Source organism: Nocardioides sp. SYSU D00038, assembly GCF_016924665.1.
In the GTDB taxonomy this organism is placed as follows: domain Bacteria; phylum Actinomycetota; class Actinomycetes; order Propionibacteriales; family Nocardioidaceae; genus Nocardioides.
Window position 1 is genome coordinate 29,030 of the sequence record NZ_JAFFJT010000027.1, and the last position, 24,611, is coordinate 53,640.

Below are 24,611 nucleotides of genomic sequence, written 5' to 3' on the forward strand. Positions count from 1 at the left end.
CGCCGACAGCCACCAGCCGCCCGATACGATGCCGCTTGATGGTTGTCGTCGACAACCGAGTCTCGTCGAGGAGCGCCACCCTGAGCAGCCTGCGCGGCCGCCCGCCGCTGACCTTCGCGGTGCTCGCGCTCGCGGTGAGCTCGTTCGCGCTGCTCCAGTCGCTGGTCGTCCCGGTGCTCGCCCAGATCCAGGTCGAGCTCGACACCGATCAGTCGACGGTCACCTGGGTGCTCACGGCGTACCTGCTCTCGGCCTCGATCTGCACGCCCCTGCTCGGCCGGGTGGGCGACGCCGTGGGCAAGAAGCGGATGCTGGTGATCACCCTGCTGGCGCTCGCGCTCGGCTCCCTCGTCGCCGCGCTGGCGCCGTCGATCGGCTGGCTGATCGCTGCCCGGGTGCTCCAGGGGGCGGGCGGCGGCGTGCTGCCGCTGTCGTTCGGGATCGTCCGCGACGAGTTCCACGGCGAACGGATGGGCACCGCGCTGAGCGTGCTGGCCTCGCTCACCGCGGTGGGGTTCGGCGTCGGCATCGTGATCGCGGGCCCGATCTTCGACCTGCTCGACTACCACTGGCTGTTCTGGCTGCCGATGATCGCCACCCTGGCGGCGGCGACGCTGGCGGCGTTCTGCGTGCCGGAGTCGCCCGCCCGCACCCCGGTACGGCTGCCGGTGCTCCCCGGCGTCCTGCTCGCCGTCTGGCTGGTCGCGCTCCTGCTCGCCCTCTCGGAGGGCAACACCTGGGGCTGGACCTCCGGCCGGGTGCTCGGCCTGATGGCCCTCGCGCTCGTGGTGGGCGTCCTGTGGGTGCGCACCGAGGTGCGGGCGCCGGTGCCGATGATCGACATGGGCATGATGCGGCTGCGCGGGGTGTGGACCACCAACGTCGTCGCCGGGCTGGTCGGCGTCGGCATGTACTCCTCCTTCGGCTTCCTGCCGCAGTTCCTCCAGACGCCGCGCAGCGAGGGCTACGGCTTCGGGGCCACGATCAGCGAGTCCGGCTGGCTGCTGCTGCCCTCGGCGGTCGCGAGCTTCCTCGTGGGGTTCACCACGGCCCGGCTGATGCGCCGGTTCGGTGCCCGCGCCGTGATCGCCACGGGCACCGGCACGACGGCGCTCGCCTTCCTCTCGGTCGCCCTCTTCCACGACCACACCTGGCAGCTCTACGCCGCGACCACCGTGCAGGGCGTGGGCTCGGGCCTGGTCTTCTCCAGCCTGGCCGGTGTCGTCATCGCCTCGGTGCCCGCCGAGCAGACCGGGGTCGCGAGCGGGATGAACGCCAACATCCGCACCATCGGCGGCTCGCTCGGCGCGGCGCTGATGGCCGGCATCGTCACGGCCCGGCTCGGGGAGACCGGGCTGCCGCTCGAGAGCGGCTACGTCGGCGGGTTCGTCTTCCTGACCGTGGTGATGGTGGTGGCCAGCCTGATGGCGCTGTTCATCCCCCCGCTGCGCCGGCAGCCGACCGCCGGTCCGCTGGAGGACGCCGAGGACGCCGCGCTCGGCCTGGTGCCGGCCGCACCGTCGCCGGCCCGGCGCCACGACCGGCCCGCGCCGTAACCTTTGCCACCCCCCGGCGTTGAGCCGTCGAGGGCCGCACCGCGCCCTCTCCTCGGGTTGTTCACAGTGGGGCCGTGCGGGATGCGGCCCCGGGGGTTGGGAGGCCTCACCACATGCTCGCTCGGACCGCCATCCGGATCGGAGCCGTCGCGACGGCCTGGTCGATCGTCGCCCTCTCGGGCTCGCCCGCCCTCGCCGCCGCCCCCGTGGCCCAGGCCAGCGCCACCGGCCTGACCCTCACCCTGCTCAGCAGCCCGGTCGACTCCGGCAGCTACCAGGTCAGCCACGACGGGGAGAAGCAGACCGCGAGCGGCAACAACGAGCCGGTGCTCGGCCTGCTCGGCGGCCAGTCCCTGATCTCGGCCGGGACCCTGGCCCAGGACGCCGTGACCCGGATCGACAAGGGCAACGGCATCTCCGAGGCCTGCGCGGGCCTGGCCGGCGACGGCGCCACCCTGGTCGCGGCCGGCGACGGCGCCTGCCTCTCGGGCGGCAACAACGTCTCGATCAGCGCGGCCGACCTCGACCTGAGCAAGCTGACCCTCACCAACTCCACCGTCCTCGACGGCCTCGCCCAGCCGCTGGTCGACCTGCTCCAGCCGGTCATCGGCCAGGTGCTGCCGCCGCTGCAGAACGCGCTGCAGACGGTGCTCACCTCCGTCGGCGACCCCAAGATCGTCGTCGACCTGGGCGCCGTGCAGAGCTCGTGCCGGGCCACGCCCACCTCGGCGACGGGTGACTCCGACCTGGCCGACGTCGGCGCCTACGTGCAGGTGCTCAACCAGCGGGTCGACCTGGTCAAGCTGCCGGTGCACCCCGAGCCCAACACCAAGCTCGTCACCGGCCTCGACAAGGTCGTCGACGCGGTGCTCAAGGCCGTCAAGACCCAGCTCACCACCGCCCTCGGCGGCACCCTCGCCCAGCTCGGTGTGGTCGTCGACCAGGCCGCGGTCGTCACCAACATCATCGGCCAGATCGCCAAGCAGCTCGGCCCGCTCGAGGAGAACATCCTCAACGGCACCCTGAACAAGCAGGTCCGCCCCTCCAAGAACGCCATCGAGGTGACCGCCCTCGAGCTCGAGGTGCTGCCGGTCGCGAAGCAGTTCGGCGTCGAGGTGCTCTCGCTCGCGATCGGCAAGAGCACCTGCGGACCCAACGGCCGCGTCGCCGCTCCCCCGGCCGACCCGACCCCCACGTCCACGCCCACGCAGCCGGTCCCGACCTCGGTGCCCGCCGGCGTGACGGGCGCCTCCGCCCCGACCGACACCGCGACCACGATGCCGCTGGCCGCCGTGGCGGGCCTCGGCGCGCTGCTCCTGCTGGCCTTCGGCGCCGGTGCCGTCAGCGTCCGTCGGGCCGTCGCCCGCCGGTGACCGACCCGGCCGTCGGCCCGGATGACGACCGGGTCGACGACGTACCGCCGGAGCTGACCCCAGGGTTCGACCTCCTCGACCGACTGGCCGGGAAGTTCAGCACGGTCACCACCGTGGTGACCGCGGTGGTGCTGCTGGCTGTCGTCGGCCTCCTCGGGTGGTCGGTGCTCGGTCCGGACGATGACGACGACGAGCCGGCCGCCGCCTCCGCGGGGGCTCGCTACGAGACGCTCAAGCCCGCCGAGCCGCTGCGCCTGATCGCCCGCTCGGTGAAGATCGCCGCGCCGATCGTCCCGATCCAGGTGAGCCCGGACGCGGTGCTCGACCCACCCCGCGACCCCAAGCAGGTCGGCTGGTGGGACGCCAGCGCCGAGCCCGGCGCGCTCACCGGCCAGACCGTGATCACCGGCCACACCGTGCACACCGGCGGCGGCGCCATGGACCGCGTCGACCGCCTCGAGCCCGGCCAGTTCGTCGACGTCCAGACCCAGCGCGGCACGATGCGCTACGAGGTCACCAAGGTCAGCGTCCTGTCGAAGGACGAGGTCGCCGAGAAGGCGGTCTCCCTGTTCGGCCAGGAGACCGGCGACGGCCGCCTGGTCCTGGTCTCGTGCGACGACTGGAACGGCAGGTTCTACGAGTCCAACGTGATCGTCTTCGGCAAGCCCCTCGGCAAGCCGGTGAAGACCCCGAAGCCCCAGGACACCACCCGCGCCTCCGCTGGTTGAGGCCGCCTCGAAACCCCGCCGGCCGACCGCCCTCCGGTGGGGACGGGAGGGCTCTCGGCTCACCGGGTTTCGAGACGGGACTTCGTCCCTCCTCAACCAGCGGTAGCCCACCGGTGGTTGAGGAAGTTGCGCTAGCAACTGTCTCGAAACCCCCGCCGGCCGAACGCCCTCCGGGGGGGACGGAGGGCTTTCGTCTCACCGGGTTTCGAGACGGGACTTCGTCCCTCCTCAACCAGCGGTAGCCCACCGGTGGTTGAGGAAGTTGCGCTAGCAACTGTCTCGAAACCCCCGCCGGCCGAACGCCCTCCGGTGGGGACGGGAGGGCTCTCGGCTCACTGGGTTTCGTGACGGGACTTCGTCCCTCCTCAACCAGCGGTAGCCCACCGGTGGTTGAGGAAGTTGCGCTAGCAACTGTCTCGAAACCCCCGCTGGCCGAACGCCCTCCGGTGGGGACGGGACGGCGCTCGGCTCACCGGGTCTCGAGGCTCAGGCCTAGCGGCCTTCGCACCTCGACCAGCGCAGGTGCCGGTGGTCGAGCAGCGAGGAGCCCCAGCGACGAGCGTCCGTCGAGACCCCTGCACCCGACCGCCCTCCGGTGGGGACGGAGGGCTTTCGTCTCACCGGGTTTCGAGACAGGACTTCGTCCCTCCTCAACCAGCGAGCTGCCGCGCCGCACGGCACGGAGGCGGCGGAGCGACGGGCGTCGTTCGGCACGTAGACGGCGGCGTGGCGCCGACACGAACGCCGGGGAACCGCAGGGCAGAGTCCGGCGACACGGCAACGAGTGCCGAACGACGTCCGGCGCGCAGCAGCCGCAGTGCCCACCAACGCGCGGCACCCCGCACCCCCGCCCACCAACAGTCACCACCCGCCCGGATCACACCAGCCCGCAGTCACCACCCGCCCGAGCACCGTCCCCGGAGTCACCCGCTCCAGGGAGGCGTTCGGCGCACCCGGGTCTCGACGACGCTCGCTGGCGCTCGCTGCTCGACCAGCCATGGCGGCTACCGCGGGGCGGAGAGCACCAGCCGCCGGACGAGCTGCTTGCGGATCTGCTTGTCGGTGAAGGCGAACCGCACCCAGCGCTTGGCGGCGAAGAGGCGGGTCTGGTCGGAGGACCAGCGGGAGGTGGGGTCCTCGTACTGGCCGTAGGTGAGGATCGTGTCGGCGCGGACCCGGCCGCGGTCGAGGAAGGCGATGGACTGGATGTGGGAGGAGCCGTAGGTGACGGCCTTGTAGCGGTCGCGGTTCTGCACCGGCTTGCGCGACGACAGGGTGTTGGCGTTGCCGACGGCGTCGCCCTCGCCGCCGCCCAGGCCGATCGCGGGCGCGCCCCGGTCGCCGGCGACCTGGAGGCTGCCCCACGTCGCGTTCAGCGGGATCCGGCGGGCCCGCAGCGAGGCGATCGCGTCGGACATCGCCTTCACCACGCCCTGGTTGGTCGTCAGCAGGCCGCGCGGGGTGTTGAGCGGGTCGGCGACGTCGAACGGCACCTTCCAGATCCCCTTCTCGGGGAGCCGCTCGACGAACTCCTCGAAGATGTGGGTGCCGCGCGAGCCGGGGTTGGAGCGGCCGTCCCAACGGCGCAGCACGGCGCACGCGTCGGTCTGGCCGGTCTTGGCGCACACCGCGTCGAGGGCACCGTCGGCGCGCATCACCTCGGCGGCGCGCAGCCGGTTCTCGTGCTGGTGGCCGCGGAAGCTGGCCGGGGTCTCCTTGCCGCGGGCCAGCCGGTCCTGCACGTAGCGGGCGACCATCCTGGTGCGCATCGTCCGCGCGCAGCGCTCGCAGCCGATGATGTGGGCGTAGCCCTCGAGCCGCTGGGCCGGGTTGGGCAGCCAGTAGGAGTCGTTCGCGTTCATCACCCAGTCGCGGCGGAACGTCGCCGGGAGGTTCCTGGGGCCGAAGACGCCCGGCCGCTGGGCGTCGGGGTCGGTGCCCCAGGCACAAGCGCTACCGGCCCGGGTGCCGTCGAGGCCGGGGAGGCCGGCGACCGAGTCGATGATCCGCCCGATGACGGTCATGCACCTGTTCGCCATCGCGTCGGTCACGTGGGGCACGACCGAGTGGTCGGCGTAGAGCACGTCGCCGGCGCGGTCGGCCGCGGTCGTGTTGACCCACGGCATCCCGCCCTCGCGGTCCTGGCGGCGCAGCAGGTCGCGCACCGAGGTGGCCTTGCCCATCTCGAGGAAGGTGTCGATGGTGCGCAGGTGCTCTGCGTTGGCGTCGCGGATCGCCCAGAAGCTCAGCGGACCCCACGGCATGAACTGAGCGGGGTCGTCGATCACGTAGCCCTGGGCGGTGCGGTAGAGGTCCTCGGTGACGGTGCCGAGCGAGCCGTCGGCCTTGCGCACGGTCACCTTCACCACGCGCCGCTCGAGCTGCTTGACGCCCTTCTCGGTGCGGTAGCCCAGGCGGCCCGCGCGGCGGTACTCGTACGGCGTGAAGCGGTACGCCGTCGACACCGTGTGGCTCCAGGCGACGGACCTGTTCCAGCCGATGTTGATGGCCGGCGAGCCGATGAGCGAGGCACCCGCGACGTCGTACTTCCCCGGGATCGTGAGGTGCTGCTGGGTGAAGTGGTAGCGACCGCGCCACGGGAAGTGGGGGTTGCCCAGCAGCATCCCGCGGCGGGTGCTGGTGGCGGCGCCGCCGACCGCGGTGGCGTTGGAGCCGAACTGGGCGGTGGGCTTGAGCGAGGCACGCAGCGCCTCGCGCTCGGCCTCGCTGAGGTCGGCGGCCTTGAGCGGCAGCTCCGGCAACCCGGGGTCGCTGAGCGTGGGCGGGGCGGCGTCGACCATCTGGCCGACGAAGACGCCGCTGGAGGCGAGCAGGTTGGCCAGGTAGACGCCGTACCAGAGGTCGAGGGTGGTGGCCCGGGTGCGGAGGTAGCCGGCGTTCTTGCAGGCGGGGTCGGTCACGCCGGCGGGGCCGCCGACCTTGCGCAGGTACTTGTTGATGCCCGCGACGTAGCCGCCGACCATGGCCCGGGCCTGGCGCCCCGGCCCGCGCACGGGGTCGGCGAGCAGCCGCTCCACGACCCGGCGGTTGCGCAGGTCGGTGACGAACGCGTCCACCTGGAGGTTGGTGACGTCCATCGACACCTGGTCGTCGTAGCGGGCCGCCGGGCCGAACCAGCGGGAGCGCTGGCCGCGCGCGGTGACCAGCGTGTCGGCGAGCGTGCACAGCGACGCGGCCGCCGCGGCGTAGCCGCTGCCGAACCCGAGCGAGCCGAAGTCCTTGGCCTTCACGTGCGGGATGCCGTGGCGGGTCACCCGGACCACGGCGCGGTACTTCTTCCCACGGCCGGGCTTCGCGGGCGACGTCACCGCGGGCCCGGCCTCGCCCACCGCGCCCGGCTCCCCCGACGCGGACGGCCCGGCGACCACCGCGAGCGGCACCAGCGGGACCAGGCAGAGAGCAGCGATCAGTACGGTGACGCGTCGGGTCATGCCCGGCTCAACGGGTGGCGCCCGTCACGGTTACGCCGGACGGACGCTCAGAGGTAGAGGCCGGTGGCCTGGTCGCCCAGTCGGTCGGCGGCGACGGCGTGGACGTCGCGCTCGCGCATGACGACGTAGGTCTCGCCGTGCACCTCGACCTCGGCCTTGTCGTCGGGGTCGAACAGCACCCGGTCGCCGTTCTCGACCGCCCGGGCGTGCGGCCCGACGGCGACGACCCTGGCCCAGGCGAGCCGGCGCGCCCCCATCGCCGCGGTCGCGGGGATCACGATGCCGCCGGACGAACGACGCTCGCCGGCGTCGACGTCGAGCTCGACCAGCACGCGGTCGTGCAGCATCTTGATCGGGGTCTTGTCGGACATGCGGGGCTCGGCGATCAGCTGACGACCTTGCGGACGACGACGAAGAACGCCACCGTCCCGAGCACGCCCGCGGCCAGCTTGACGATGTGGTCGGCGCGCGGCTGGCCGGTCTCGGGGTCGACGAACCAGGCCTTCACCTGACTGACCTCGCGGTTGACGATGGTCTTGGGGTTGGACCGGTGGAGCAGCTGGTCGATGGTGGTGGCGAGGCGCTCGCGGGTCTCCTCGATCTCGCGTTCGATGGCCGAGGTGTCGTTCGCCTTGCTCACGTGTGTCAGTCTCCCTGGCTCGGTCGGGTCGCGGTCGAATCTACCAACCCGTCGGGACCGCGCCGGGGCGGGGCGGGCTCCGGCCGGCCGGTCGTGCGAGGGTCGAAGCCCCACGGCAGCTCGAGCCGGTGGGCGCGCATCAGCTCCGTGTCGGTGAGCAGGTCGTACGTCGCCCCGTCGGCGACGACCGAGCCGTCGGAGAGCACCACCGAGCGCGGGCACAGCTCGAGGGCGTAGGGCAGGTCGTGGGTGACCATCAGCACGGTGACGTCGAGCGAGCGCAGGATGTCGGCGAGCTCGCGCCGCGAGGCGGGGTCGAGGTTGGCCGTAGGCTCGTCGAGCACCAGGATGTCGGGCTCCATCGCCAGCACGGTCGCCACCGCCACCCGGCGCCGCTGGCCAAAGGAGAGGTGGTGGGGCGGGCGGTCGGCGTACTCCGCCATGCCGACCTGCTCCAGCGCGGCCGTGACCCGGGCGTCGAGCGCGGCGCCGCGCAGGCCGAGGTTGCTGGGCCCGAAGGCGACGTCGGCCCCCACCGTGCCCATGAACAGCTGGTCGTCGGGGTCCTGGAAGACGATGCCGACCCGGCGCCGGATGTCGGCGAGGTTGCGCTTGGTCATCTCCAGCCCGCTCACCCGCACCGAGCCGGCGCCGGCCTCGAGGATGCCGTTGAGGTGGAGCACCAGCGTGGTCTTGCCCGCGCCGTTGGGCCCGAGCAGCGCTACCCGCTCGCCGGGGTGGACGTGGAGGTCGACGCCGTAGAGGGCCTGGTGCCCGTCGGGGTAGGCGTACGCCAGCCCCCGGACGTCGAGGACGGGGGTGCTCACGGCACCATCATCGCGGCATCCGGCCGGTGTAGCCGCGCGAGAGCATCGCCAGGTGGACGCGCTCGCCCCGCTCGTAGGAGCGGATGAACAGCGCTCCGGCGGCCCGGGCCAGCACCGGCCAGTGCGTGGGGTTGCGCGCCGAGAAGCCGCGCGACTCGCGGGCCACCCGCATCCGCTGCAGCTCGGTGGTGACGACGTCGAGGTAGCGGACCATGAACCCCATGATCTGCACCAGCAAGTCGGGCAGCCGCAGCCGCTCGAGCCCGGCGAGCAGGTCGTGCGGCTCGGTGGTCGCGGCCAGGGTCAGGCTGGCGAGCACGCCGAGCGTGCCCTTGGCGAGCAGGCCCCAGGCGCCCAGCAGCCCGGGCTCGCTGACGGTGACGCCCAGCACCTCGGTGTGCGGCCCGTGAGCCACGAACGGCAGCAGGAGCGCGAAGACCACGAACGGCACCTCGACGACCATCCGCTTGAGCAGGTACGACGGCGGCACCCGAGAGACGCCGATGACCGCCAGCACCACGGCGAGGTGGACCCCGAAGGCCCAGAACCACTCCCGCGGGGTGGCCACGACCAGGACGACGAACGCCAGCAGCGCGACCACCTTGAGGTGGGCCGGCGCGCGGTGGACGGGCGAGTGCCCGTGGAAGTGCAGCTTGTGCCCGTGCCCCGCACCCACCGGGTCAGCCCCGGTCTGGGCTGTCGCGACCGGGGCGGCGCCGGACGGCGTAGGCCACCCCGGCGCCGAGCACCAGCACCACCACGACGCCGACCACGCCGGCCAGCCCGCCGCTGAGCCGCTCGTCGTCGACACCCTCGGTGCCGTAGCCGGCGAACGGCCCGTCCCCGGTGCGATGCTCCTTCTCGGTGTCGGCGAACCCCTCGTCCTGGGAGACCTTGGTCAGCCCGTCGGGGCTGCTGGCGGCGTAGAAGCTCACGATGCCGGCGAGCACGACGGAGACCAGCAGGATGCCGACCGCCACCGCGCGCGTGGAGGGCCGGCGGCCGGTGCGCCGGTCGGACGACGACTGCGTGGTGCTCATGCGGAGGCTCCCGTCGCGGCGGGGCGGATCTCGAGCTCGCGCGCGGCGAGCACCCGCCGGGCGCCGTAGCAGAGGTCGGGCCGCACGGCGACGATGCTGCCCACGGCGAGGAAGGTGATCACGCCCTCGCCGATGCCGATGAGCAGGTGCACGCCGACCATCGCGGTCGTGAGGTTGTCGAGCGGCACCGGGGCGGCTCCGCCGACGGCGTAGAGCACGACGAAGAGGAGCGCGGCGGCCGGCACCGAGACGAACGCGCCGATGCCGGCCGCCACCGGCACCAGCGACGGTCGCCTGGGCAGCACCGCCTGCAGCCCGCGGAAGACCAGCCAGCCGACGAGCACCGTGGTCAGCCCCATCAGCACGATGTTGGTGCCGAGCGCGGTGACGCCGCCGTCGGCGAAGAGCAGGCACTGCACGAGGAAGACCACGCTGGTGCAGAGCACGCCGGTCCACGGCCCCACCAGCACGGCGGCGATCGCGCCACCCATCAGGTGGCCGCTGGTGCCGGAGGCCACCGGGAAGTTGAGCATCTGGGTCGCGAAGACGAACGCCGCCACCAGCCCGGCCAGCGGGGCGGTGCGGTCGTCGAGCTCGCGCCGGGCGCCGCGCAGGGCCAGGCCGACCCCCGCGGCCGCGACCGCGCCGGTGACGACCGAGGTCGGGGCGTCGAGGAATCCGTCGGGGACGTGCATGTCGCTCCTGTCGCCGGGCCGGGCCCGGGCACTGGTGGAACAGGGGTCGAGGAGTGGTTGAGTAGGGCCGCAGCCCACCGTCACCTTATTGCACGTCGTTTGCGACAAGAACAGGAGCCGTGCGTCCCATGGCCGAGACCCCGCGCCTCTCCCCCGGCGACACCGCCCCCGACTTCACCCTCACCGACGATACGGGGAGCAGCGTGACGCTCTCGTCGTTGCGCGGACGCAAGGTGATCGTCTACTTCTACCCCGCTGCCATGACCCCGGGCTGCACCAAGCAGGCGTGCGACTTCACCGACTCCCTCGACTCGCTCCGGGCCGCGGGCTACGAGGTGCTCGGCATCTCACCCGACCGCCCCGAGAAGCTGGCGAAGTTCCGCGAGCGCGACGGCCTCACCATCCGCCTGCTCTCCGACCCCGACAAGGAGGTGCTCACCGCGTGGGGCGCCTTCGGGGAGAAGAAGCTCTACGGCAAGGTCGTGCAGGGCGTGATCCGGTCGACCGTCGTCGTCGACGAGGACGGCACCGTCGAGGTCGCGCAGTACAACGTCAAGGCGACGGGCCACGTCGCCAAGCTGCGGCGCGACCTCGGTCTGGCCGCGTGAGCGCCGAGACCTACCTCGGGGCGGCCGAGGCGTTCGCCGACCTCGTCGACCGGCTCCCGGTCGACCTGTCCGGTCCCGGGCTCGGCGAGTGGGACCTGCGCGCCCTGGTCGGCCACACCAGCCGGTCGCTGGTCACGGTGATCGACTACCTCCAGCAACCGGCCGACTCGGTGGTCGCCGCCACCGCAGCCGACTACTACGTCGAGGTGGGCCGGGTCTCGCTCGAGCCGGCGGCCATCGTCGAGCGCGGCGTGCAGGCCGGTGCCGCGCTGGGCGACGACCCGGCCGCCGCCGTCCGCCGGCTGGTCGAGACGGTCGCCGACGCGCTGGTCGGCGCGGACGCCGACGCGGTCATCACGACGATCGTGGGCGGGATGAGGCTGCGCGACTACCTGCCGACCCGCGTCTTCGAGCTCGCCGTCCACGGCCTCGACATCGCCAACGCGACCGGACTGGACTGGCAGCCGCCACGGGCTGCGCTGGCCGAGGCGCTGGCGCTGGCCGGCGAGGTCGCGGTCGCGGCGGGCACCGGCCCCGCCGCCCTGCTGGCGCTCACCGGGCGCGGCGAGGCGATCAGCGTCGTCTGAGGCCCCACCCTGGCCCCCGCCTAGACTTCGCCGCGCACCACCAGCGCCCGTAGCCCAATCGGTAGAGGCACCAGGTTTAGGTCCTGGCCAGTGAGAGTTCGAGTCTCTCCGGGCGCACCGATCCGGCTCACTCCGAGGTCGCCCGGTCCTCCTCGCGCAGCCGCGGCACCGTGGTCAACTCCGGACGGATCGCGACCTTGTCGGCGTAGAACGCGCGCACCCGGTCCATGTCGGCGCGCACGTCGCCGGTGACCGCGAACGTCGGACCCCAGCCCACCGTGCGCGTGCGGGCGTCGAGGTAGGCCAGCGTGATCGGGATGCCGGTCTGCTGGGAGATCCGGTAGAAGCCCGACTTCCAGTGCTCGACCTTGCCCCGGGTGCCCTCGGCGGCGATGCCGAGCAGGAACGTCTCGTCGCTCTCGGCGTCCTCGAGCAGCTCGCGGATCGTGGCACCGGGGTTGGCGCGGTCGAGCTCGACGGCGCCGGTGCGCCGCATGAACCAGCCGAGCGGACCCTTGAAGAACGAGTCCTTCACCAGCAGCCGGATCTGCACGCTGCTGTCCCAGGCCAGCAGCATGGTCAGCACCCAGTCCCAGTTGGAGGTGTGGGGGGCGCCGACCAGGATGCCCCGTCGCGGCACCTGCCCCGCCGTCCGCCAGCGGGCCAGGCGCAGCAGCACCCGCGCGATCGTGCGGCGGACCAGGAACGGGTGGCGGGACACGCTCGGAACCTACCCGACCCCTTGTCGGCCCCCTACAGTCCCGGCATGGACTCCGCCCTCACGACCGTCGGGCTGCCGCTGGCGCTCGCGATCATCATGTTCGGCCTGGGGCTCTCGCTGGTGCCCGACGACTTCCGACGGGTCGCCCGCCACCCGCGCGCGGTCGTGGTGGCGCTGACCTGCCAGCTGGTGCTGCTGCCGCTCGTCTGCTTCGGCCTGGTCAAGGGACTCGACCTGCCACCGCTGCTCGCGATCGGCATGATGCTGCTCGCGGCCTCGCCGGGCGGCACCAGCGCCAACCTGTTCAGCCACCTCTTCCACGGCGACGTCGCCCTCAACGTCACACTCACCGCGATCAACTCGATCGTCGCCATCGTCTCGCTGCCGATCATCACCAACCTCGCCATCGCCCACTACGACCAGGGAGACGAGGTCTCCCTCCAGTTCGGCAAGGTGGTCGAGGTCTTCGCCGTGGTGCTGGTGCCGGTCGCGATCGGCATGCTGGTGCGGGTCCGGGCCAGCGGGTGGGCGCTGCGGATGGACAGGCCGGTGCGCACCGGCTCCGCGGTGGTCCTCGCCGTGCTGGTGCTCGGCATCCTGGTCGACCAGCGAGAGAACGTCGGCGACTACCTCGCCGACATCGGCGTCGCCGCCGGGCTGTTCTGCGCGATCAGCCTGGTCGTCGGCTACGTCGTGCCGCGGGCGCTCGGCGTGCGCGAGGCGCAGGCGATCGCCTCGTCGATGGAGATCGGGGTGCACAACGCGACGCTCGCGATCTTCGTGGCGGTGGAGGTGCTCGACAACACCGAGATCTCGATCCCGGCGGCCGTCTACTCCCTGTTCATGTTCGTCTACGCCAGCCTGTGGGGCATGGTGATCACCCGCTGGATCGCCCGCCGAGGAGCGACGCCGCCTGCGGCGCCAGCTCCCTGAGCGCCCGCCCCCGGTGGGAGATCGCGTCCTTGTCCTCGCGCGAGAGCTCGGCGGTCGTGAGCCCGGGGTGGTCGTCGGCGACGAACAGCACGTCGTAGCCGAACCCGCCGCTGCCGCGCACCTCGCGGATCACCCGGCCGTCCATCCGGCCCTCGACGACGAGCTCGCCGCTGTCGTGCACGAGGGCGACCGCGCAGCGGAAGTGGGCGGTACGGCGCTCGTCGGGCACGTCGGCGAGCTGGGCGAGCAGGAGCTCGTTGTTGCGCGCGTCGTCCTTGGGCGGACCGGACCAGCGGGCCGAGAGCACGCCGGGCATGCCGTTGAGGGCGTCGACGCACAGCCCGGAGTCGTCGGCGACCGTGGGCAGCCCGGTGGCGGTGTGGCCGGCGCGGGCCTTGAGCAGGGCGTTGCCCTCGAACGTCGGCTCGTCCTCGACCGGCTCGTCGTAGGCCGGCACGTCGTCGAGACCCACGACCTCGATCCCGGGCAGGTGCTCGGCGAGGATCCGCTGCATCTCCTCGAGCTTCTTGGCGTTGCGCGAGGCGAGGTGGAGCCGGGTCACGACTGCGCGAGCGCTTCGTGCTGGAGGCGGGTCAGGTCGGCGCAGCCCTTCTCGCCGAGCGCCAGCAGCGCGTCGAGCTCGGCGCGCGTAAACGCCGCGCCCTCGGCGGTGCCCTGCACCTCGACGAAGGTGCCCTCGCCGGTCATCACGATGTTCATGTCGGTCTCGGCGCGCACGTCCTCCTCGTAGGGCAGGTCGAGGCGGGGCGAGCCGTCGATGATGCCCACCGAGACGGCCGCCACCGAGCCGGTGAGCGGCTCGCCGGTGAGCGCGCCCGTCGTGCGCAGGTGGGCGACGGCGTCGGCGAGCGCGACGTACGCACCGGTGATCGCGGCGGTGCGGGTGCCGCCGTCGGCCTGGAGCACGTCGCAGTCGAGCTGGATGGTGTTCTCGCCGAGCGCGGAGTAGTCGATGACCGCCCGCAGCGAGCGGCCGATCAGCCGGCTGATCTCGTGGGTGCGACCGCCGATCCGGCCCTTCACCGACTCGCGGTCGGAGCGGGTGTTGGTGGCCGCCGGGAGCATGGCGTACTCCGCGGTGACCCAGCCGAGCCCCGAGCCCTTGCGCCAGCGCGGCACGCCCTCCGACGCCGACGCCGCGCAGAGCACCCGGGTGCGGCCGAATCCCACCAGCACCGAGCCGGCGGCGTGGTCGAGCCAGTTGCGGGTGATGGTGATCGGGCGGAGCTCGTCGTCGGCGCGACCGTCGGCACGTGTCATGGCGACGAGGCTATCGAGCGGCCGGCGGTCGGAGGTCGGCGGTCAACGGTCAGCGAGTGCTCGCTACCAGCTCAGCGTCGCACCCATCACCAGCAGCGTCCCCGTGCAGGCGTCCAGGTTCGCGGCGGCGTTGCGCAGCAGCCGCACCACCACCACGTCGCCCGGCACCGCGGCGGCCGGCAGGGCGGCGCGCACGGTCACCCGGCCCAGTCCCGGCGACCGGGGCAGCGCGGCCAGGTTGCCGCCACCGACGAGCGAGGTGGGGACCGGCTCGGCGCTGGTCCCGGTCCGCAGGTGGTCGGTCGTGGCGATCAGGGACACCACGCACGGCACGTTGGGCGTGAAGATGTCGAGGGCCACGGTGAGGGGCCGCCCGCGCACGTAGGTCGGCGGCAGCGGCACGACGGCACTCACCGACGGCACGCCGGCGTCGGCCAGCGGGTGCCCCGTGAAGTCCTCGTTGGCGCTGTGCAGGGCCGAGGCCGGAAGCACCAGCGACCGGAACGCCGTGGCCGGGACGCCGCCCAGCCGCGCGGAGTCGGGCGCCTGCGCGATGATGTTGTTGGGCAGCCGGCCGGTCTTCCGCGACGTGGCGACCAGCTTGCCGCGTCGCTTCTTCACCGACGCCGAGGACTTCACGGCGTGCAGCCCGTCGACCTTGTCGGAGTTGACGGCCTTCTTCACCGCCGCGGCGGTGGCGGGAGCGACCAGGCCGATGACCAGGCAGGTCGCCGCGAGCAGGACGAGCTTCGCGTTGTCACGGATCATGGCCGAACGCTAGACCTGTCCGGGGGTCGCCGTCGCCCCTCGCCGACCATTCCCGGCCCGGTCACGGGTCTGGTCGTGGCCCGGGGCAACCGACGACCGGCCCGCTCCGGTCAGGAGGGTGGAAGGAGGCCACATGGACACGTCCCGACGGGACACCGAGTTCACCGCGTTCGTGGTCGCCCACCGCACCGACCTGGTCCGGATGGCGACCCTGCTCACCACCGGGGACCCGGCGTGGGCCGAGGACCTCGTGCAGGGCACGCTGACCCGGCTCTACCTCGCCTGGCCGAAGGTGCGGCGAGCAGACAACCCGGTCGGTTACGCGCGGCGCAGCCTGACGAACCTCTTCGTCGACGAGAGCCGACGGGCCCACCGGAGGCGGGAGGCCACCACGGCCGACCCGGCGCTGGCCGGGCCCGAGCCCCGCTCGTCCGCACCCGACCCCGACCTGCGGGCGGCGGTGCTGGCCGCGCTGCGCGACCTCGCACCCCGGCAGCGGGCGGTGGTCGTCCTGCGGCACTGGGTCGACCTCGACGTCGCCGAGACCGCGCGGGTGCTCGACCGGCACCGTGAAGTCCCAGAACGCCAAGGCCCTCGACCACCTGCGGCGCACCCTCGCGCCTCAGCTGCGACCCCTCACCCTGGAGATGCCATGACCGACCTGCACCGCACCCTCGACCTCGCCGCCGGCACCGGCGGCGACGCCCCCGCCGCCGACGCCGACCTGGCCCGCGCCCGGCAGGCGCTCGTGCACCGCCGTCGCCGGCGCTACACCGGCGGCCTCGCCGCGCTCGCGCTCGTGGCCGTGGGCTCGGTGGGCGTCACGGTCGCCGTGAGCAACGACGACCCGGCCGGACCGGCCGCCACTCCCCCCACGACCCCGCCCGCCGCCGACCCCGGGGTGCGCCTGGTCGCGGAGTCCTTCGACGCGGCGCCGTACACCTTCGGCCTCACGCCCGAGGGGTGGTCGGTGCAGGCGAGCAACGACTTCGGCGTCGTCATCGCGCCCGACGACGGGTCGGTCGACGACAACCCCGACAGCTTCCTCGGCAAGCTGGTGGTCATGTTCGACGCCAACCCGCTCGGCGACGGCCGGGTGGAGCACGACGGCCGCACGTTCAGCATCCGCGGCGACAGCGACCACACGACGATCTCGACCCGCACGCTGCCCGGCGAGCCGGAGGGCGTGGTGCGGATCCAGTACCCCGACTCCGCCGGCTGGTCGGAGGAGTCGATGCTCGACTTCCTCGGCAGCGTGCACGTCGGTGAGGGCGCACGGCAGAGCGTCGGCTGACCCTGCTCCCGCGGACCGGCCGCCGTCGGACCCATCCGGTCCGGGGGCGGCTCCGAACACCACACGAGCGCCGGACGCGACCCACCACGGAGAGGTCGCGCCCGGCGTTCGGTGCTCGGTGCTTGGTGCTCCGCGCTCGCTACTTGAACTCGGTGCGCAGCAGGCGCATCACGCCCAGCACCAGTGGGATCACCAACCAGATGAAGCCCGAGGTGGCGATCTGCGCCCACTCCTCGCCCGAGGGCACGTAGTCGCCCTCGAACAACGGCACCTGGGCGGTGTTGAACTCGATCCACGGCGCGATCCGGTCGAAGCCGTCACTGAGCGCGGACAGGAACCCCACCGCGACGGGCAGGATGATCGTGTAGGCGAAGTAGGCCACGATCGCGCCCGGGGTGCTCATCAGCAACGTCGCGATGGCGAAGCCCACGAGGACGCCGATGGCGTTGGCGAGCACGAAGCCGTTGAAGACCAGGTTGCCGTCGACCGACCAGTCGGCGTCGGCACCGGTGGCGATGGCGATCGCGTTGGCGACGACCGCCATCACCGCGGCCAGCACCATGACGGTGGCGGCGAGCGTCGCGCCGGCGAGGAACTTGGCCACCACCACCCGCGAGCGGCGGGGCTCGAGGGTGAAGGTCACCAGGCCGTTGCGCTGGCTGGCCTCGCTGGTCACCAGCATGATGATGATGATCGGCATGAAGTAGCCGAGCACGCCGCCGGCGATCGACAGGAAGTTGTCGAACTGCTTGAAGCTGTCGGTCGCGACCAGGGCCACGATCACGAGGACGACCAGGACCAGGCCGACGATCGAGGTCGTGAACCAGAAGCCGGCACGGGTGTCGAGGGCCTTGCGGACCTCCACCTTCGCCAGCCGCAGCATCGAGACCTGGGGCGTCGACGCGAGGTCGAGGATCTGGGGGGCGGTGGCACTCATGCCTGGACTCCTTCGGGGATGTCGTCGCGCTGGGTGGCCGAGGTGAGCTCGAGGAACAGGTCCTCGAGGCCGCCGTCACCCGCGCGAAGGTCGGTGAGGACGATCGTGTTGTCGGCGGCGACCCGGCCCACCTCGACCGCGGGGGCCTCGACGCGCAGGCCGGAGCCGGCCGTCGTGACCGCGAAGCCCTTGCGCTGCAGCGCCTCGGCGAGCAGCGTGTTGTCGAGCGAGGTCACCAGCGTGGCCTGCTGCTTGGCGCCGCTCAGCAGCTGCTCCTTGTTGCCCTGGGCCACGATCCGGCCCCCGCCGATGAGGATCATCTCGTCGGCGATCAGCTCGACCTCGTTGAGGAGGTGGCTCGAGAGCAGCACGGTGCCGCCGCGGTCGGCGTAGGACTTCAGCAGCTGGCGCATCCACCGGATGCCGGCGGGGTCGAGCCCGTTGGCCGGCTCGTCGAGGATCAGCACCGAGGGGTCACCCAGCAGCGCGTGCGCGATGCCCAGGCGCTGCTTCATGCCGAGCGAGTAGTTGCGCAGCCGGCGCTTGGACTCGGCGTCGCTGAGCGAGACCAGCGCGAGCATCTCGTCGACCCGGCTGGCCGGCAGGCCCATGGTCTCGGCGCCGATGGTCAGGATCTCGCGGCCGGTGCGGCCGGCGTGCTGGGCCGAGGCGTCGAGCAGGACGCCGACGTGACGGCCCGGGTTGGGGATGTCGTGGTAGTCGTGGCCGCCGATCGTGACCGACCCGCTCGTCGCCACGGTCAGCCCGACCATCACCCGCATCGTCGTGGTCTTGCCCGCACCGTTGGGCCCGAGGAACCCGGTGACGCGCCCGGGCTGGCAGCTGAAGCTGACGTCGTCGACGGCGGTGAAGCCGCCGTACTTCTTCGTGAGTCGTTCGACCTTGATCATGGGCCCAGCCTGCCCGGTCACGGGCGCCGGCACATCGGTCAGCGGTACGGGACGGCACCGACCAAAGTAGGTGTGTCGCGAGACCCGGGGCTCCTGCGCGGGCGCTACGGCGCCGCCTAGCCTGCAGGGGTGCAGCGACCCACGCCCGAGGAGTACCAGCCGCGCCTGTCGGCGTGGGGGCACGGGTGGCGCACCGCGCTGGTGCTGTCGATCAGCCTCGTCGTGTGGTTCACCATCGCCGAGCGGCAGAGCGAGGAGATGTTCGTCCTCGACGTCGCGCTGGGTCTGCCGTGCGTGGCGCTGGTCTACTTCCGGCGTCGGTGGCCGATGCGGGTCGCCCTGGTGACCGCCGTGCTCAGCGCCGTCTCGTCGCTGGCCGCGGGACCGGCGACGCTGGCGGCGGTCTCGCTCGCCACCCGGCGTCGCTGGCCGCAGGTGCTGGTCATCTCGGCGGTCAGCCTCGTGGCGGCCTGGGGGTTCACCGAGGTGCAGCCCGCGACCGACGAGGAGCCGTTCTGGCTGATCACCTCCACCAACGTCATCTTCGTCGCCGCGGTGATGGCCTGGGGCATGTACGTCGGGTCGCGGCGCGAGCTGATCTGGACGCTGCGCAACCGCGCCGAGCGGGCCGAGGCCGAGCAGGAGCTGCGCGTCGAGCAGAGCCGCGGCAACGAGCGCGCCCGGATCGCCCGCGAGATGCACGACGTGCTGGCCCACCGGATCTCGCAGATCGCCATGCACGCAGGCGCCCTGAGCTACCGCGAGGACCTCACCCCCGAGCAGGTGCGCGACTCCGCGGGGGTGATCCAGGAGAAGGCCCACGAGGCGCTGACCGACCTGCGCGGCGTCCTCGGCGTGCTGCGCGACCGGCAGGGCGACCCGGCCGCCGCCCCGCAGCCCACCTGGTGCGACCTGCCCACCCTGGCCGAGGACGCGCGCCGCTCCGGCCTCAACGTCGAGCTGCACGACCGGGTCGAGGGCGGGCCGGTGCCCGACGTGCTCGGTCGCACCGTCTACCGGATCGTCCAGGAGGGCATGACCAACGCCCAGAAGCACGCCCCGGGCGCGGCGCTGACGATCCTGCTCACGGGCTCGCCCGACGAGGGCATCCACGTCGAGCTGCGCAACCCGCTCGGCTTCGGGCGCAGCACCACCCCGGGCGCCGGGCTCGGGCTGATCGGGCTCAGCGAGCGCGCCGAGCTGCGCGGCGGCCGGCTCGAGCACCGCATCGAGCGGCGCCCCGACGGGCCGCTGTTCGTCCTCAGCGGCTGGATACCGTGGGCCGCATGACCGAGCCGCCCGTCCGGGTCCTCCTCGTCGACGACGACCCGTTGGTCCGCTCGGCCCTCGCGCTGATGCTCGGCGGCCAGTCCGACCTCCAGGTGGTCGGCGAGGCCGCGACCGGGCGCGAGGGTGTCGACCGGGTGGCGGAGCTGGGCCCCACCGTGGTGCTGATGGACATCCGGATGCCCGTGCTCAACGGCCTCGAGGCGACCCGGCTCCTGCACAGCCGCCCCGACCCGCCCCACGTGATCGTGCTGACGACGTTCGACGCCGACGACCTGGTGGTCGAGGCGTTGGGCGCTGGTGCCGACGGGTTCCTGCTCAAGGACACCCCTCCCGCGCAGATCGTCGAGGCCATCCGCACCGTGGCCAACGGCGACCCGATGCTCTCCCCCTCGGTCACCCGCACGCTGATCGACCGGCTCCGCACCACCGGCCCCGTCGACGACCGCGCCGCCGTCGCCGAGCGCCGGCTCGCGCTGCTCACCGAGCGCGAGCGCGAGGTCGCCCTCGCCGTGGGCCGCGGACTCAGCAACGCCGAGATCGCCGCCGAGCTGCACCTCTCGGTGCCGACGGTGAAGGCCCACGTCTCGAAGCTGTTCGAGAAGATCCAGGTCACCAACCGGGTCCAGATCGCGATCTGCGTGCACGACGCCGGGCTGGTCTGAGGCGCGTCCGGAATCCCCGGTCGACCGGGGGTGCTGGGAGCTGTCGGGCATGGCCATGCCCGACAACACAGGGAACCGCCGGTCAACCGGGGATTCGAGCGCCCCGGCGGGCTGCCCCCAGGCGCCTCAGCCGTGGAGCTCGTAGACCGCCCCGGGCCGCGCGAGCTCGATGGGCCCGGAGTAGACGGCGGTGGCCTCGGCGAGCATCCCCTGCGGGTCGAACCAGGGCGGGATGTGGGTGAGCACCAGTCGGCGGGCACCGGAGCGGACGGCGACGCCGCCGCAGTCGGTGCCGGTGAGGTGGAGGTTCGCGGGGTTGTCGTCGCCGTCGCGGAACGACGCCTCGGCCAGCAGCAGGTCGGCGTCGGCGGCGAGCCGGTCGAGCGCCTCGCAGGGGCCGGTGTCGCCGCTGTAGGCCAGCGCGGCACCGTCGCACTCCACGCGCAGCCCGTAGGCCTCGACGGGGTGGTCGACCGGAACCGCCTCGACCCGGAACGGGCCGACCTGCACCGGCTCGCCCCAGACCCGGAAGTCGAACTCCTCGCGCATGCCCGGCTCCTCGGGCAGGTCGTAGGCGCGGGCCATCCGGCCGGCGGTGTCGCTGGGCCCCCAGACCGGGATCACCGGCGCGTGGCCGTCGGGGTGGTAGCGGCGCAGGACGTGGTAGCCGCAGAGGTCGAGGCAGTGGTCGGCGTGCAGGTGGCTGAGCAGCACGGCATCGATGGCGAGCGGGTCGGCGTAGCGCTGGAGCTGGCCGAGCGCGCCGTTGCCGAGGTCCATCAGCACCCGCCAGGTGCGCGGCCCGGTGCCGTCGTCGTGCTCGGCCTCGAGCAGGTAGCAGCTGGCTGACGACTCCGGCCCGGGGTAGGACCCCGAGCAGCCCACGACGGTGAGCCTCATGCCCGGCCCCTGTCGGACCTCGTGCCGGACCTCGTGCCCGTGCCAGCCCTCATGCCTGCCCCCTCGTCGGCTGCCCCGCCGTCCCCGACCCTCACACCGGTCCCCGAAGTCCGCCGGCGTACTGCCGGGCCTCGACCATCTCCGCCCCCAGGAACCGGCGGCCGATCGTCTCGAACTCCGCCGGGGAGCCCGTGGTCGAGAACGAGTACGACGGCTCGCCGGACTCGCGCATCAGGCCGGTCGTGGCCAGCATCCGGTAGACGTCCTTGGCGCACTCCTCGGCGCTGCTCACCAGGGTGACGCCGTCGCCCATCACGTAGGAGATGACGCCGGTGAGCAGGGGGTAGTGGGTGCAGCCCAGCACCAGGGTGTCGACACCGGCCTCGGTGAGCGGGTCGAGGTAGTCGTGGGCCGCCGCGAGCAGCTCGTCGCCGGCGGTGACGCCGGCCTCGACGAAGTCGACGAACGACGGGCAGGCGCGGGTGAGGAGCTCGACGTGCGGCGCGGCGGCGAAGGCGTCGTCGTAGGCCAGCGACTCCGCGGTGGCGCGGGTGCAGATCACGCCGATCCGACCGTTGCGGGTCGCGGCGACCGCGCGGCGGGCCGCGGGGAGGATCACCTCCACCACCGGCACGTCGTAGCGCTCCCGGGCGTCGCGCAGCATCGCGGCGCTGGCGGAGTTGCAGGCGATGACGAGCGCCTTCACGCCCTCCTCGACCAGGTGGTCGAGGCACTCCAGGGCGTACTCGCGGACCTCGCCGATCGGCTTGGGGCCGTAGGGCTGCCGGGCGGTGTCGCCGACGTAGCGGATCGACTCGTGGGGCAGCTGGTCGATCACCGACCTGGCCACGGTGAGCCCCCCGAACCCGGAGTCGAAGATGCCGATCGGCGCGTCGGTCGACGCGGTGGGGGTCACGGGCGGCACAAGAGCCAAGGCTAGGCCATCGCCCCCGGCGCATCGAGGCGTCGAGAGGTGGGTCACGCCCCGCGCGCCGGGCCGCGGGCGAGCATCTCGCCGGCGTGGTCGGCGACCCAGCCCAGCAGTGGCACCAGGTGGTCGGCGAGCTCGCGCCCGAGCGGGGTGAGCGAGTACTCCACGTGCGGGGGTACGACGGGTCGCGCCTCGCGCAGCACCAGCCCGTCGTCCTCGAGCTGGCGCAGGGTCTGGGCGAGCATCTTCTCGCTGACGCCCTCGGCCCGACGGCGCAGCTCGCTCCAGCGCAGGGCGTCGCCGTCGGACAGCGCGGCCAGCAGCAGCGGCGCCCACCGGCTCATGACGTGGTCGAGCACGGTGCGGGTCGGGCAGCCGGCAGTGAAGTCGCCGTCTCGGAACGCCGACGCGAGGGGGGTGCTTACCTGCATGCCAGTACCTTACTTCAAAGTTGGTACTAACTCACGGGAAGTATCGCGGCCGGGTCCCGGTTGGGGCGGGTGACACCCACCTACGACCGATCGGAACCAGCTCATGACCTACCTCGTCACCGGCGCCAGCGGCCACCTCGGACGCCTCACCGTCCGCGCCCTCCTCGACCGGGGCACCCCCGCGGAGCGCGTCGTCGCCACCGCCCGCGACACCACCGCGATCGCCGACCTCGCCGACCTCGGCGTCACCACCCGGCGGGCCGACTACGACGACCCCGCGTCGCTGGCCGCGGCTGTCGACGGGGTCGACCGCCTGCTCCTGGTCTCGGGCAACGCCTTCGGCGAGCGGGTCCGCCAGCACCGCGCCGTGATCGACGCCGCCGTCGCCGGCGGCGTGGGCCACCTCGTCTACACCAGCGCGCCGCACGCCGACACCGCGTCGTACCTCATCGCGGTCGAGCACCGCGGCACCGAGGAGGCCCTGGCCGCCAGCGGCCTCTCCCACACGGTGCTGCGCAACAACTGGTACCTCGAGAACTACACCGACAACGCCGCGACCGCCCTCCAGGTCGGCGCGGTGCACGGAGCGGCCGGCACCGGCCTGGTCAACGGCGCCACCCGCGCCGAGCTCGCCGAGGGCGCCGCCGCCGCGCTGCTCGACGACGCCCACGACGGCCAGGTGCTCGAGCTCGGCGGCGACGAGGCGTTCTCGATGGGCGACTTCGCCGCCGTGCTCAGCGAGGTCTCCGGTCGCGAGATCCCCTACGTCGACCTGCCGGCCGACGACTACGCCGAGGTGCTCGTCGGGGCCGGCGTGCCCGGGGACATGGCCCGGGCGCTCGCCGACTCCGACGCCGCGATCGCCCGCGGCGAGCTGCACGACGACTCCCGGGCGCTGAGCCGGCTGCTGGGCCGCCCGACCACCTCGCTGGCCGAGGCCGTGCGCGCCGCGCTCGCCTGAGCCACGCCCGCCGGCGGCGGGAGGGGTCTACGGTGACGTCGTGCGCCGACTCGCGACCTCCCTCCCCCTGGGCCTCCTCGGGGTCCTGGCCCCCCTCGCCGCCGTCCTCACGCCCGTGCCCGCCGCGGCCGCGCCGGCCGCGCCGGCCGAGCCGTCCGCGACCGCGGCGCGGCTGAGCGGCAAGGTCGTCGTCGCCATCTCCGTCGACGGCCTCAACCCGCGCGCGATCACCCGCCTCGGCCCCTCGGGCGCCCCCCACTTCCACCGGCTGCTGGGCGAGGGCATCGGCACCCTCAACGCCCGCACCGCCTACGAGCAGACCGTCACCCTGCCCAACCACGCCAGCATGATGACCGGCCGCCGGATCAACCCCCGCAAGGGCGGTCACGGCGTCACCTGGGACGACGAGCGCCCGGGCATGACGGTCCGCAAGGCGGCCGGCCACTACGTCGCCTCGGTGTTCAGCAAGGTGACCGGCTCCGGCGGGCGCACCGCGCTGTTCTCCACGAAGCCCCGCTTCGGCCTCTACCAGCGCTCCTGGCCCAAGGGGATCGGCCGGTTCGTGGTGCAGGAGAACCAGTCCAAGCTGGTCTCGGTGGCCCGCAACGACCTGGTCTCGCACAAGCGCGAGCTGACGTTCCTGCACTTCTCGCTGCCCGACAAGGCCGGTCACGACCACGGCTTCATGTCGCCGGCCTACGTCGCCGCGGTGGCGCGCACCGACCAGCTGCTCGGCGTCGTCCTCGACGCGATCACGGCCCGGCCCCGACTGCGGTCGCGCGCCGTCGTCGTGCTCACCTCCGACCACGGCGGCCAGGGGCGGCGCCACCGGGACATGACCCGGTTGGCCAACTACCGGGTGCCGTTCGTGGTCTGGGGCGCCGGCGTCGGGTCCGGCGACCTCTACGCCGCGAACCCCCAGCTGCGCGACCCGGGCACCCGGCGTCCGTCGTACGCCGGGCGGCAGCCGGTGCGCAACGGCCTGGTCGCCAACCTCGTCACCCAGCTGCTCGGCATCGGCCGGGTGCCGGGCAGCGAGGTGGGAGCCGACGCCCCGCTCGTGCTCACGGCCCCCTGACCGCCGG

The 24,611-nt window shown here is 73.0% G+C and carries 27 protein-coding genes and 1 tRNA gene; 12 read left to right on the top strand and 16 right to left on the bottom strand.

Annotated features, from left to right (window positions below; all coding sequences use genetic code 11):
* Window positions 1-38: 38 nt before the first annotated feature.
* From JT721_RS16560 to JT721_RS21840, 3 genes are all read left to right on the top strand, one after another.
* On the top strand, window positions 39-1,556 hold the full coding sequence (locus JT721_RS16560) for an MFS transporter (RefSeq protein ID WP_205474369.1): 1,518 nt from the start codon (window positions 39-41) through the stop codon (window positions 1,554-1,556).
* A 113-nt stretch (window positions 1,557-1,669) separates the two neighbouring features.
* Window positions 1,670-2,929 (top strand): hypothetical protein, encoded by a 1,260-nt coding sequence (locus JT721_RS16565; RefSeq protein ID WP_205474370.1) that lies wholly within the window; start codon window positions 1,670-1,672, stop codon window positions 2,927-2,929.
* Window positions 2,926-3,657, top strand: coding sequence for a class F sortase (locus JT721_RS21840; protein ID WP_205474371.1), 732 nt, complete (start codon window positions 2,926-2,928; stop codon window positions 3,655-3,657). The genes JT721_RS16565 and JT721_RS21840 overlap by 4 nt, the downstream gene beginning before the upstream one ends.
* Window positions 3,658-4,661: 1,004 nt before the next feature.
* Here JT721_RS21840 and JT721_RS16575 read toward each other — a convergent pair.
* From JT721_RS16575 to JT721_RS16605, 7 genes are read right to left on the bottom strand one after another with little or no spacing between them, the layout of a single operon-like run.
* Window positions 4,662-7,109 carry a penicillin acylase family protein gene (locus JT721_RS16575; protein WP_205474372.1) on the bottom strand — a complete coding sequence of 816 codons (2,448 nt, stop codon included), beginning with the start codon at window positions 7,107-7,109 and terminating at the stop codon, window positions 4,662-4,664.
* Between the two features lie 47 nt (window positions 7,110-7,156).
* The gene (locus JT721_RS16580) at window positions 7,157-7,480 is read right to left on the bottom strand and encodes a co-chaperone GroES (protein ID WP_205474373.1); all 324 of its coding nucleotides are present in this window, start codon (window positions 7,478-7,480) and stop codon (window positions 7,157-7,159) included.
* Between the two features lie 14 nt (window positions 7,481-7,494).
* Entirely contained in the window at window positions 7,495-7,749 is a 255-nt protein-coding gene (locus tag JT721_RS16585) for a DUF3618 domain-containing protein (protein WP_205474374.1), read from the bottom strand.
* Window positions 7,750-7,754: 5 nt separating this feature from the next.
* Window positions 7,755-8,576 (bottom strand): energy-coupling factor ABC transporter ATP-binding protein, encoded by an 822-nt coding sequence (locus tag JT721_RS16590; RefSeq protein WP_205474375.1) that lies wholly within the window; start codon window positions 8,574-8,576, stop codon window positions 7,755-7,757.
* A 7-nt stretch (window positions 8,577-8,583) separates the two neighbouring features.
* Entirely contained in the window at window positions 8,584-9,252 is a 669-nt protein-coding gene (cbiQ, locus tag JT721_RS16595; RefSeq protein ID WP_205474376.1) for a cobalt ECF transporter T component CbiQ, read from the bottom strand.
* 4 nt (window positions 9,253-9,256) lie between these two features.
* The gene (locus tag JT721_RS16600) at window positions 9,257-9,616 is read right to left on the bottom strand and encodes a PDGLE domain-containing protein (RefSeq protein WP_205474377.1); all 360 of its coding nucleotides are present in this window, start codon (window positions 9,614-9,616) and stop codon (window positions 9,257-9,259) included.
* Window positions 9,613-10,311, bottom strand: coding sequence for an energy-coupling factor ABC transporter permease (locus tag JT721_RS16605; RefSeq protein WP_205474378.1), 699 nt, complete (start codon window positions 10,309-10,311; stop codon window positions 9,613-9,615). Before JT721_RS16605 ends, JT721_RS16600 begins: the two co-directional genes overlap by 4 nt.
* Window positions 10,312-10,439: 128 nt before the next feature.
* On the opposite strand from JT721_RS16605, the gene bcp reads away from it, so the two are divergent.
* The 3 genes from bcp to JT721_RS16620 all read left to right on the top strand — a co-directional run bounded on the left by bcp (window position 10,440) and on the right by JT721_RS16620 (window position 11,623).
* Window positions 10,440-10,919: a thioredoxin-dependent thiol peroxidase gene (gene bcp, locus JT721_RS16610; protein WP_205474379.1), complete on the top strand. Its 480-nt coding sequence runs from the start codon at window positions 10,440-10,442 to the stop codon at window positions 10,917-10,919.
* Window positions 10,916-11,506, top strand: coding sequence for a maleylpyruvate isomerase N-terminal domain-containing protein (locus JT721_RS16615; protein ID WP_205474380.1), 591 nt, complete (start codon window positions 10,916-10,918; stop codon window positions 11,504-11,506). The genes bcp and JT721_RS16615 overlap by 4 nt, the downstream gene beginning before the upstream one ends.
* Window positions 11,507-11,549: 43 nt before the next feature.
* Window positions 11,550-11,623: transfer RNA gene (locus JT721_RS16620), tRNA-Leu, on the top strand.
* A 10-nt stretch (window positions 11,624-11,633) separates the two neighbouring features.
* Here the strand turns inward: JT721_RS16620 and JT721_RS16625 are convergent.
* Window positions 11,634-12,227 carry a lysophospholipid acyltransferase family protein gene (locus JT721_RS16625; RefSeq protein WP_205474381.1) on the bottom strand — a complete coding sequence of 198 codons (594 nt, stop codon included), beginning with the start codon at window positions 12,225-12,227 and terminating at the stop codon, window positions 11,634-11,636.
* A 45-nt stretch (window positions 12,228-12,272) separates the two neighbouring features.
* On the opposite strand from JT721_RS16625, the gene JT721_RS16630 reads away from it, so the two are divergent.
* Window positions 12,273-13,160 carry a bile acid:sodium symporter family protein gene (locus JT721_RS16630; protein ID WP_205474382.1) on the top strand — a complete coding sequence of 296 codons (888 nt, stop codon included), beginning with the start codon at window positions 12,273-12,275 and terminating at the stop codon, window positions 13,158-13,160.
* On the opposite strand, the gene rdgB is transcribed toward JT721_RS16630, so the two are convergent.
* The 3 genes from rdgB to JT721_RS16645 form a co-directional block, all read right to left on the bottom strand.
* Window positions 13,105-13,722, bottom strand: coding sequence for an RdgB/HAM1 family non-canonical purine NTP pyrophosphatase (gene rdgB / locus JT721_RS16635; RefSeq protein ID WP_205474383.1), 618 nt, complete (start codon window positions 13,720-13,722; stop codon window positions 13,105-13,107). The genes JT721_RS16630 and rdgB overlap by 56 nt on opposite strands.
* Window positions 13,719-14,441 carry a ribonuclease PH gene (gene rph / locus JT721_RS16640; protein ID WP_205474384.1) on the bottom strand — a complete coding sequence of 241 codons (723 nt, stop codon included), beginning with the start codon at window positions 14,439-14,441 and terminating at the stop codon, window positions 13,719-13,721. The genes rdgB and rph overlap by 4 nt, the downstream gene beginning before the upstream one ends.
* A 63-nt stretch (window positions 14,442-14,504) precedes the next feature.
* Window positions 14,505-15,209, bottom strand: coding sequence for a hypothetical protein (locus JT721_RS16645; protein WP_205474385.1), 705 nt, complete (start codon window positions 15,207-15,209; stop codon window positions 14,505-14,507).
* A 133-nt stretch (window positions 15,210-15,342) separates the two neighbouring features.
* Here JT721_RS16645 and JT721_RS21845 point away from each other — a divergent pair, with 133 nt between their 5' ends.
* Window positions 15,343-16,503 carry a SigE family RNA polymerase sigma factor gene (locus JT721_RS21845; protein WP_307828103.1) on the top strand — a complete coding sequence of 387 codons (1,161 nt, stop codon included), beginning with the start codon at window positions 15,343-15,345 and terminating at the stop codon, window positions 16,501-16,503.
* Window positions 16,504-16,642: 139 nt separating this feature from the next.
* Here JT721_RS21845 and JT721_RS16660 read toward each other — a convergent pair whose 3' ends face one another.
* Complete coding sequence (locus tag JT721_RS16660) at window positions 16,643-17,440, bottom strand: ABC transporter permease (protein WP_205474387.1); 798 nt, start codon at window positions 17,438-17,440, stop codon at window positions 16,643-16,645.
* Window positions 17,437-18,351 carry an ABC transporter ATP-binding protein gene (locus JT721_RS16665; RefSeq protein WP_205474388.1) on the bottom strand — a complete coding sequence of 305 codons (915 nt, stop codon included), beginning with the start codon at window positions 18,349-18,351 and terminating at the stop codon, window positions 17,437-17,439. The genes JT721_RS16660 and JT721_RS16665 overlap by 4 nt, the downstream gene beginning before the upstream one ends.
* Window positions 18,352-18,480: 129 nt before the next feature.
* Between JT721_RS16665 and JT721_RS16670 the strand changes: the two genes are divergently transcribed.
* Together JT721_RS16670 and JT721_RS16675 are read left to right on the top strand one after the other, a co-directional pair.
* Complete coding sequence (locus JT721_RS16670; protein ID WP_205474389.1) at window positions 18,481-19,641, top strand: sensor histidine kinase; 1,161 nt, start codon at window positions 18,481-18,483, stop codon at window positions 19,639-19,641.
* A complete protein-coding gene (locus tag JT721_RS16675) occupies window positions 19,638-20,303 on the top strand; it encodes a response regulator transcription factor (RefSeq protein WP_205474390.1) in 666 nt (221 codons plus the stop codon). The genes JT721_RS16670 and JT721_RS16675 overlap by 4 nt, the downstream gene beginning before the upstream one ends.
* 126 nt (window positions 20,304-20,429) lie before the next feature.
* Here JT721_RS16675 and JT721_RS16680 read toward each other — a convergent pair whose 3' ends face one another.
* The 3 genes from JT721_RS16680 to JT721_RS16690 form a co-directional block, all read right to left on the bottom strand.
* A complete protein-coding gene (locus tag JT721_RS16680) occupies window positions 20,430-21,203 on the bottom strand; it encodes an MBL fold metallo-hydrolase (protein WP_205474391.1) in 774 nt (257 codons plus the stop codon).
* 91 nt (window positions 21,204-21,294) lie between these two features.
* The gene (murI, locus tag JT721_RS16685) at window positions 21,295-22,128 is read right to left on the bottom strand and encodes a glutamate racemase (RefSeq protein WP_205474392.1); all 834 of its coding nucleotides are present in this window, start codon (window positions 22,126-22,128) and stop codon (window positions 21,295-21,297) included.
* A gap of 53 nt (window positions 22,129-22,181) precedes the next feature.
* Window positions 22,182-22,565 (bottom strand): helix-turn-helix domain-containing protein, encoded by a 384-nt coding sequence (locus JT721_RS16690; RefSeq protein WP_205474393.1) that lies wholly within the window; start codon window positions 22,563-22,565, stop codon window positions 22,182-22,184.
* A gap of 103 nt (window positions 22,566-22,668) precedes the next feature.
* Between JT721_RS16690 and JT721_RS16695 the strand changes: the two genes are divergently transcribed.
* Together JT721_RS16695 and JT721_RS16700 are read left to right on the top strand one after the other, a co-directional pair.
* A complete protein-coding gene (locus JT721_RS16695) occupies window positions 22,669-23,526 on the top strand; it encodes an SDR family oxidoreductase (RefSeq protein WP_205474394.1) in 858 nt (285 codons plus the stop codon).
* Window positions 23,527-23,566: 40 nt separating this feature from the next.
* The gene (locus JT721_RS16700) at window positions 23,567-24,604 is read left to right on the top strand and encodes an alkaline phosphatase family protein (RefSeq protein ID WP_205474395.1); all 1,038 of its coding nucleotides are present in this window, start codon (window positions 23,567-23,569) and stop codon (window positions 24,602-24,604) included.
* Window positions 24,605-24,611: the final 7 nt, after the last annotated feature.

What these genes read in the sequence shown, in the direction of transcription:
- JT721_RS16560 (WP_205474369.1), top strand. Translation starts at nt 39, where the DNA reads ATGGTTGTCGTCGACAACCGAGTCTCGTCGAGGAGCGCCACCCTGAGC.
- JT721_RS21845 (WP_307828103.1), top strand. Translation starts at nt 15,343, where the DNA reads ATGGACACGTCCCGACGGGACACCGAGTTCACCGCGTTCGTGGTCGCC.
- JT721_RS16665 (WP_205474388.1), bottom strand. Translation starts at nt 18,351, where the DNA reads ATGATCAAGGTCGAACGACTCACGAAGAAGTACGGCGGCTTCACCGCC.
- JT721_RS16695 (WP_205474394.1), top strand. Translation starts at nt 22,669, where the DNA reads ATGACCTACCTCGTCACCGGCGCCAGCGGCCACCTCGGACGCCTCACC.
- JT721_RS16575 (WP_205474372.1), bottom strand. Translation starts at nt 7,109, where the DNA reads ATGACCCGACGCGTCACCGTACTGATCGCTGCTCTCTGCCTGGTCCCG.
- bcp (WP_205474379.1), top strand. Translation starts at nt 10,440, where the DNA reads ATGGCCGAGACCCCGCGCCTCTCCCCCGGCGACACCGCCCCCGACTTC.
- JT721_RS16605 (WP_205474378.1), bottom strand. Translation starts at nt 10,311, where the DNA reads ATGCACGTCCCCGACGGATTCCTCGACGCCCCGACCTCGGTCGTCACC.
- JT721_RS16565 (WP_205474370.1), top strand. Translation starts at nt 1,670, where the DNA reads ATGCTCGCTCGGACCGCCATCCGGATCGGAGCCGTCGCGACGGCCTGG.
- JT721_RS16630 (WP_205474382.1), top strand. Translation starts at nt 12,273, where the DNA reads ATGGACTCCGCCCTCACGACCGTCGGGCTGCCGCTGGCGCTCGCGATC.
- JT721_RS16600 (WP_205474377.1), bottom strand. Translation starts at nt 9,616, where the DNA reads ATGAGCACCACGCAGTCGTCGTCCGACCGGCGCACCGGCCGCCGGCCC.
- JT721_RS16580 (WP_205474373.1), bottom strand. Translation starts at nt 7,480, where the DNA reads ATGTCCGACAAGACCCCGATCAAGATGCTGCACGACCGCGTGCTGGTC.
- JT721_RS16660 (WP_205474387.1), bottom strand. Translation starts at nt 17,440, where the DNA reads ATGAGTGCCACCGCCCCCCAGATCCTCGACCTCGCGTCGACGCCCCAG.
- rph (WP_205474384.1), bottom strand. Translation starts at nt 14,441, where the DNA reads ATGACACGTGCCGACGGTCGCGCCGACGACGAGCTCCGCCCGATCACC.
- JT721_RS16675 (WP_205474390.1), top strand. Translation starts at nt 19,638, where the DNA reads ATGACCGAGCCGCCCGTCCGGGTCCTCCTCGTCGACGACGACCCGTTG.
- JT721_RS16690 (WP_205474393.1), bottom strand. Translation starts at nt 22,565, where the DNA reads ATGCAGGTAAGCACCCCCCTCGCGTCGGCGTTCCGAGACGGCGACTTC.
- JT721_RS16680 (WP_205474391.1), bottom strand. Translation starts at nt 21,203, where the DNA reads ATGAGGCTCACCGTCGTGGGCTGCTCGGGGTCCTACCCCGGGCCGGAG.
- JT721_RS16645 (WP_205474385.1), bottom strand. Translation starts at nt 15,209, where the DNA reads ATGATCCGTGACAACGCGAAGCTCGTCCTGCTCGCGGCGACCTGCCTG.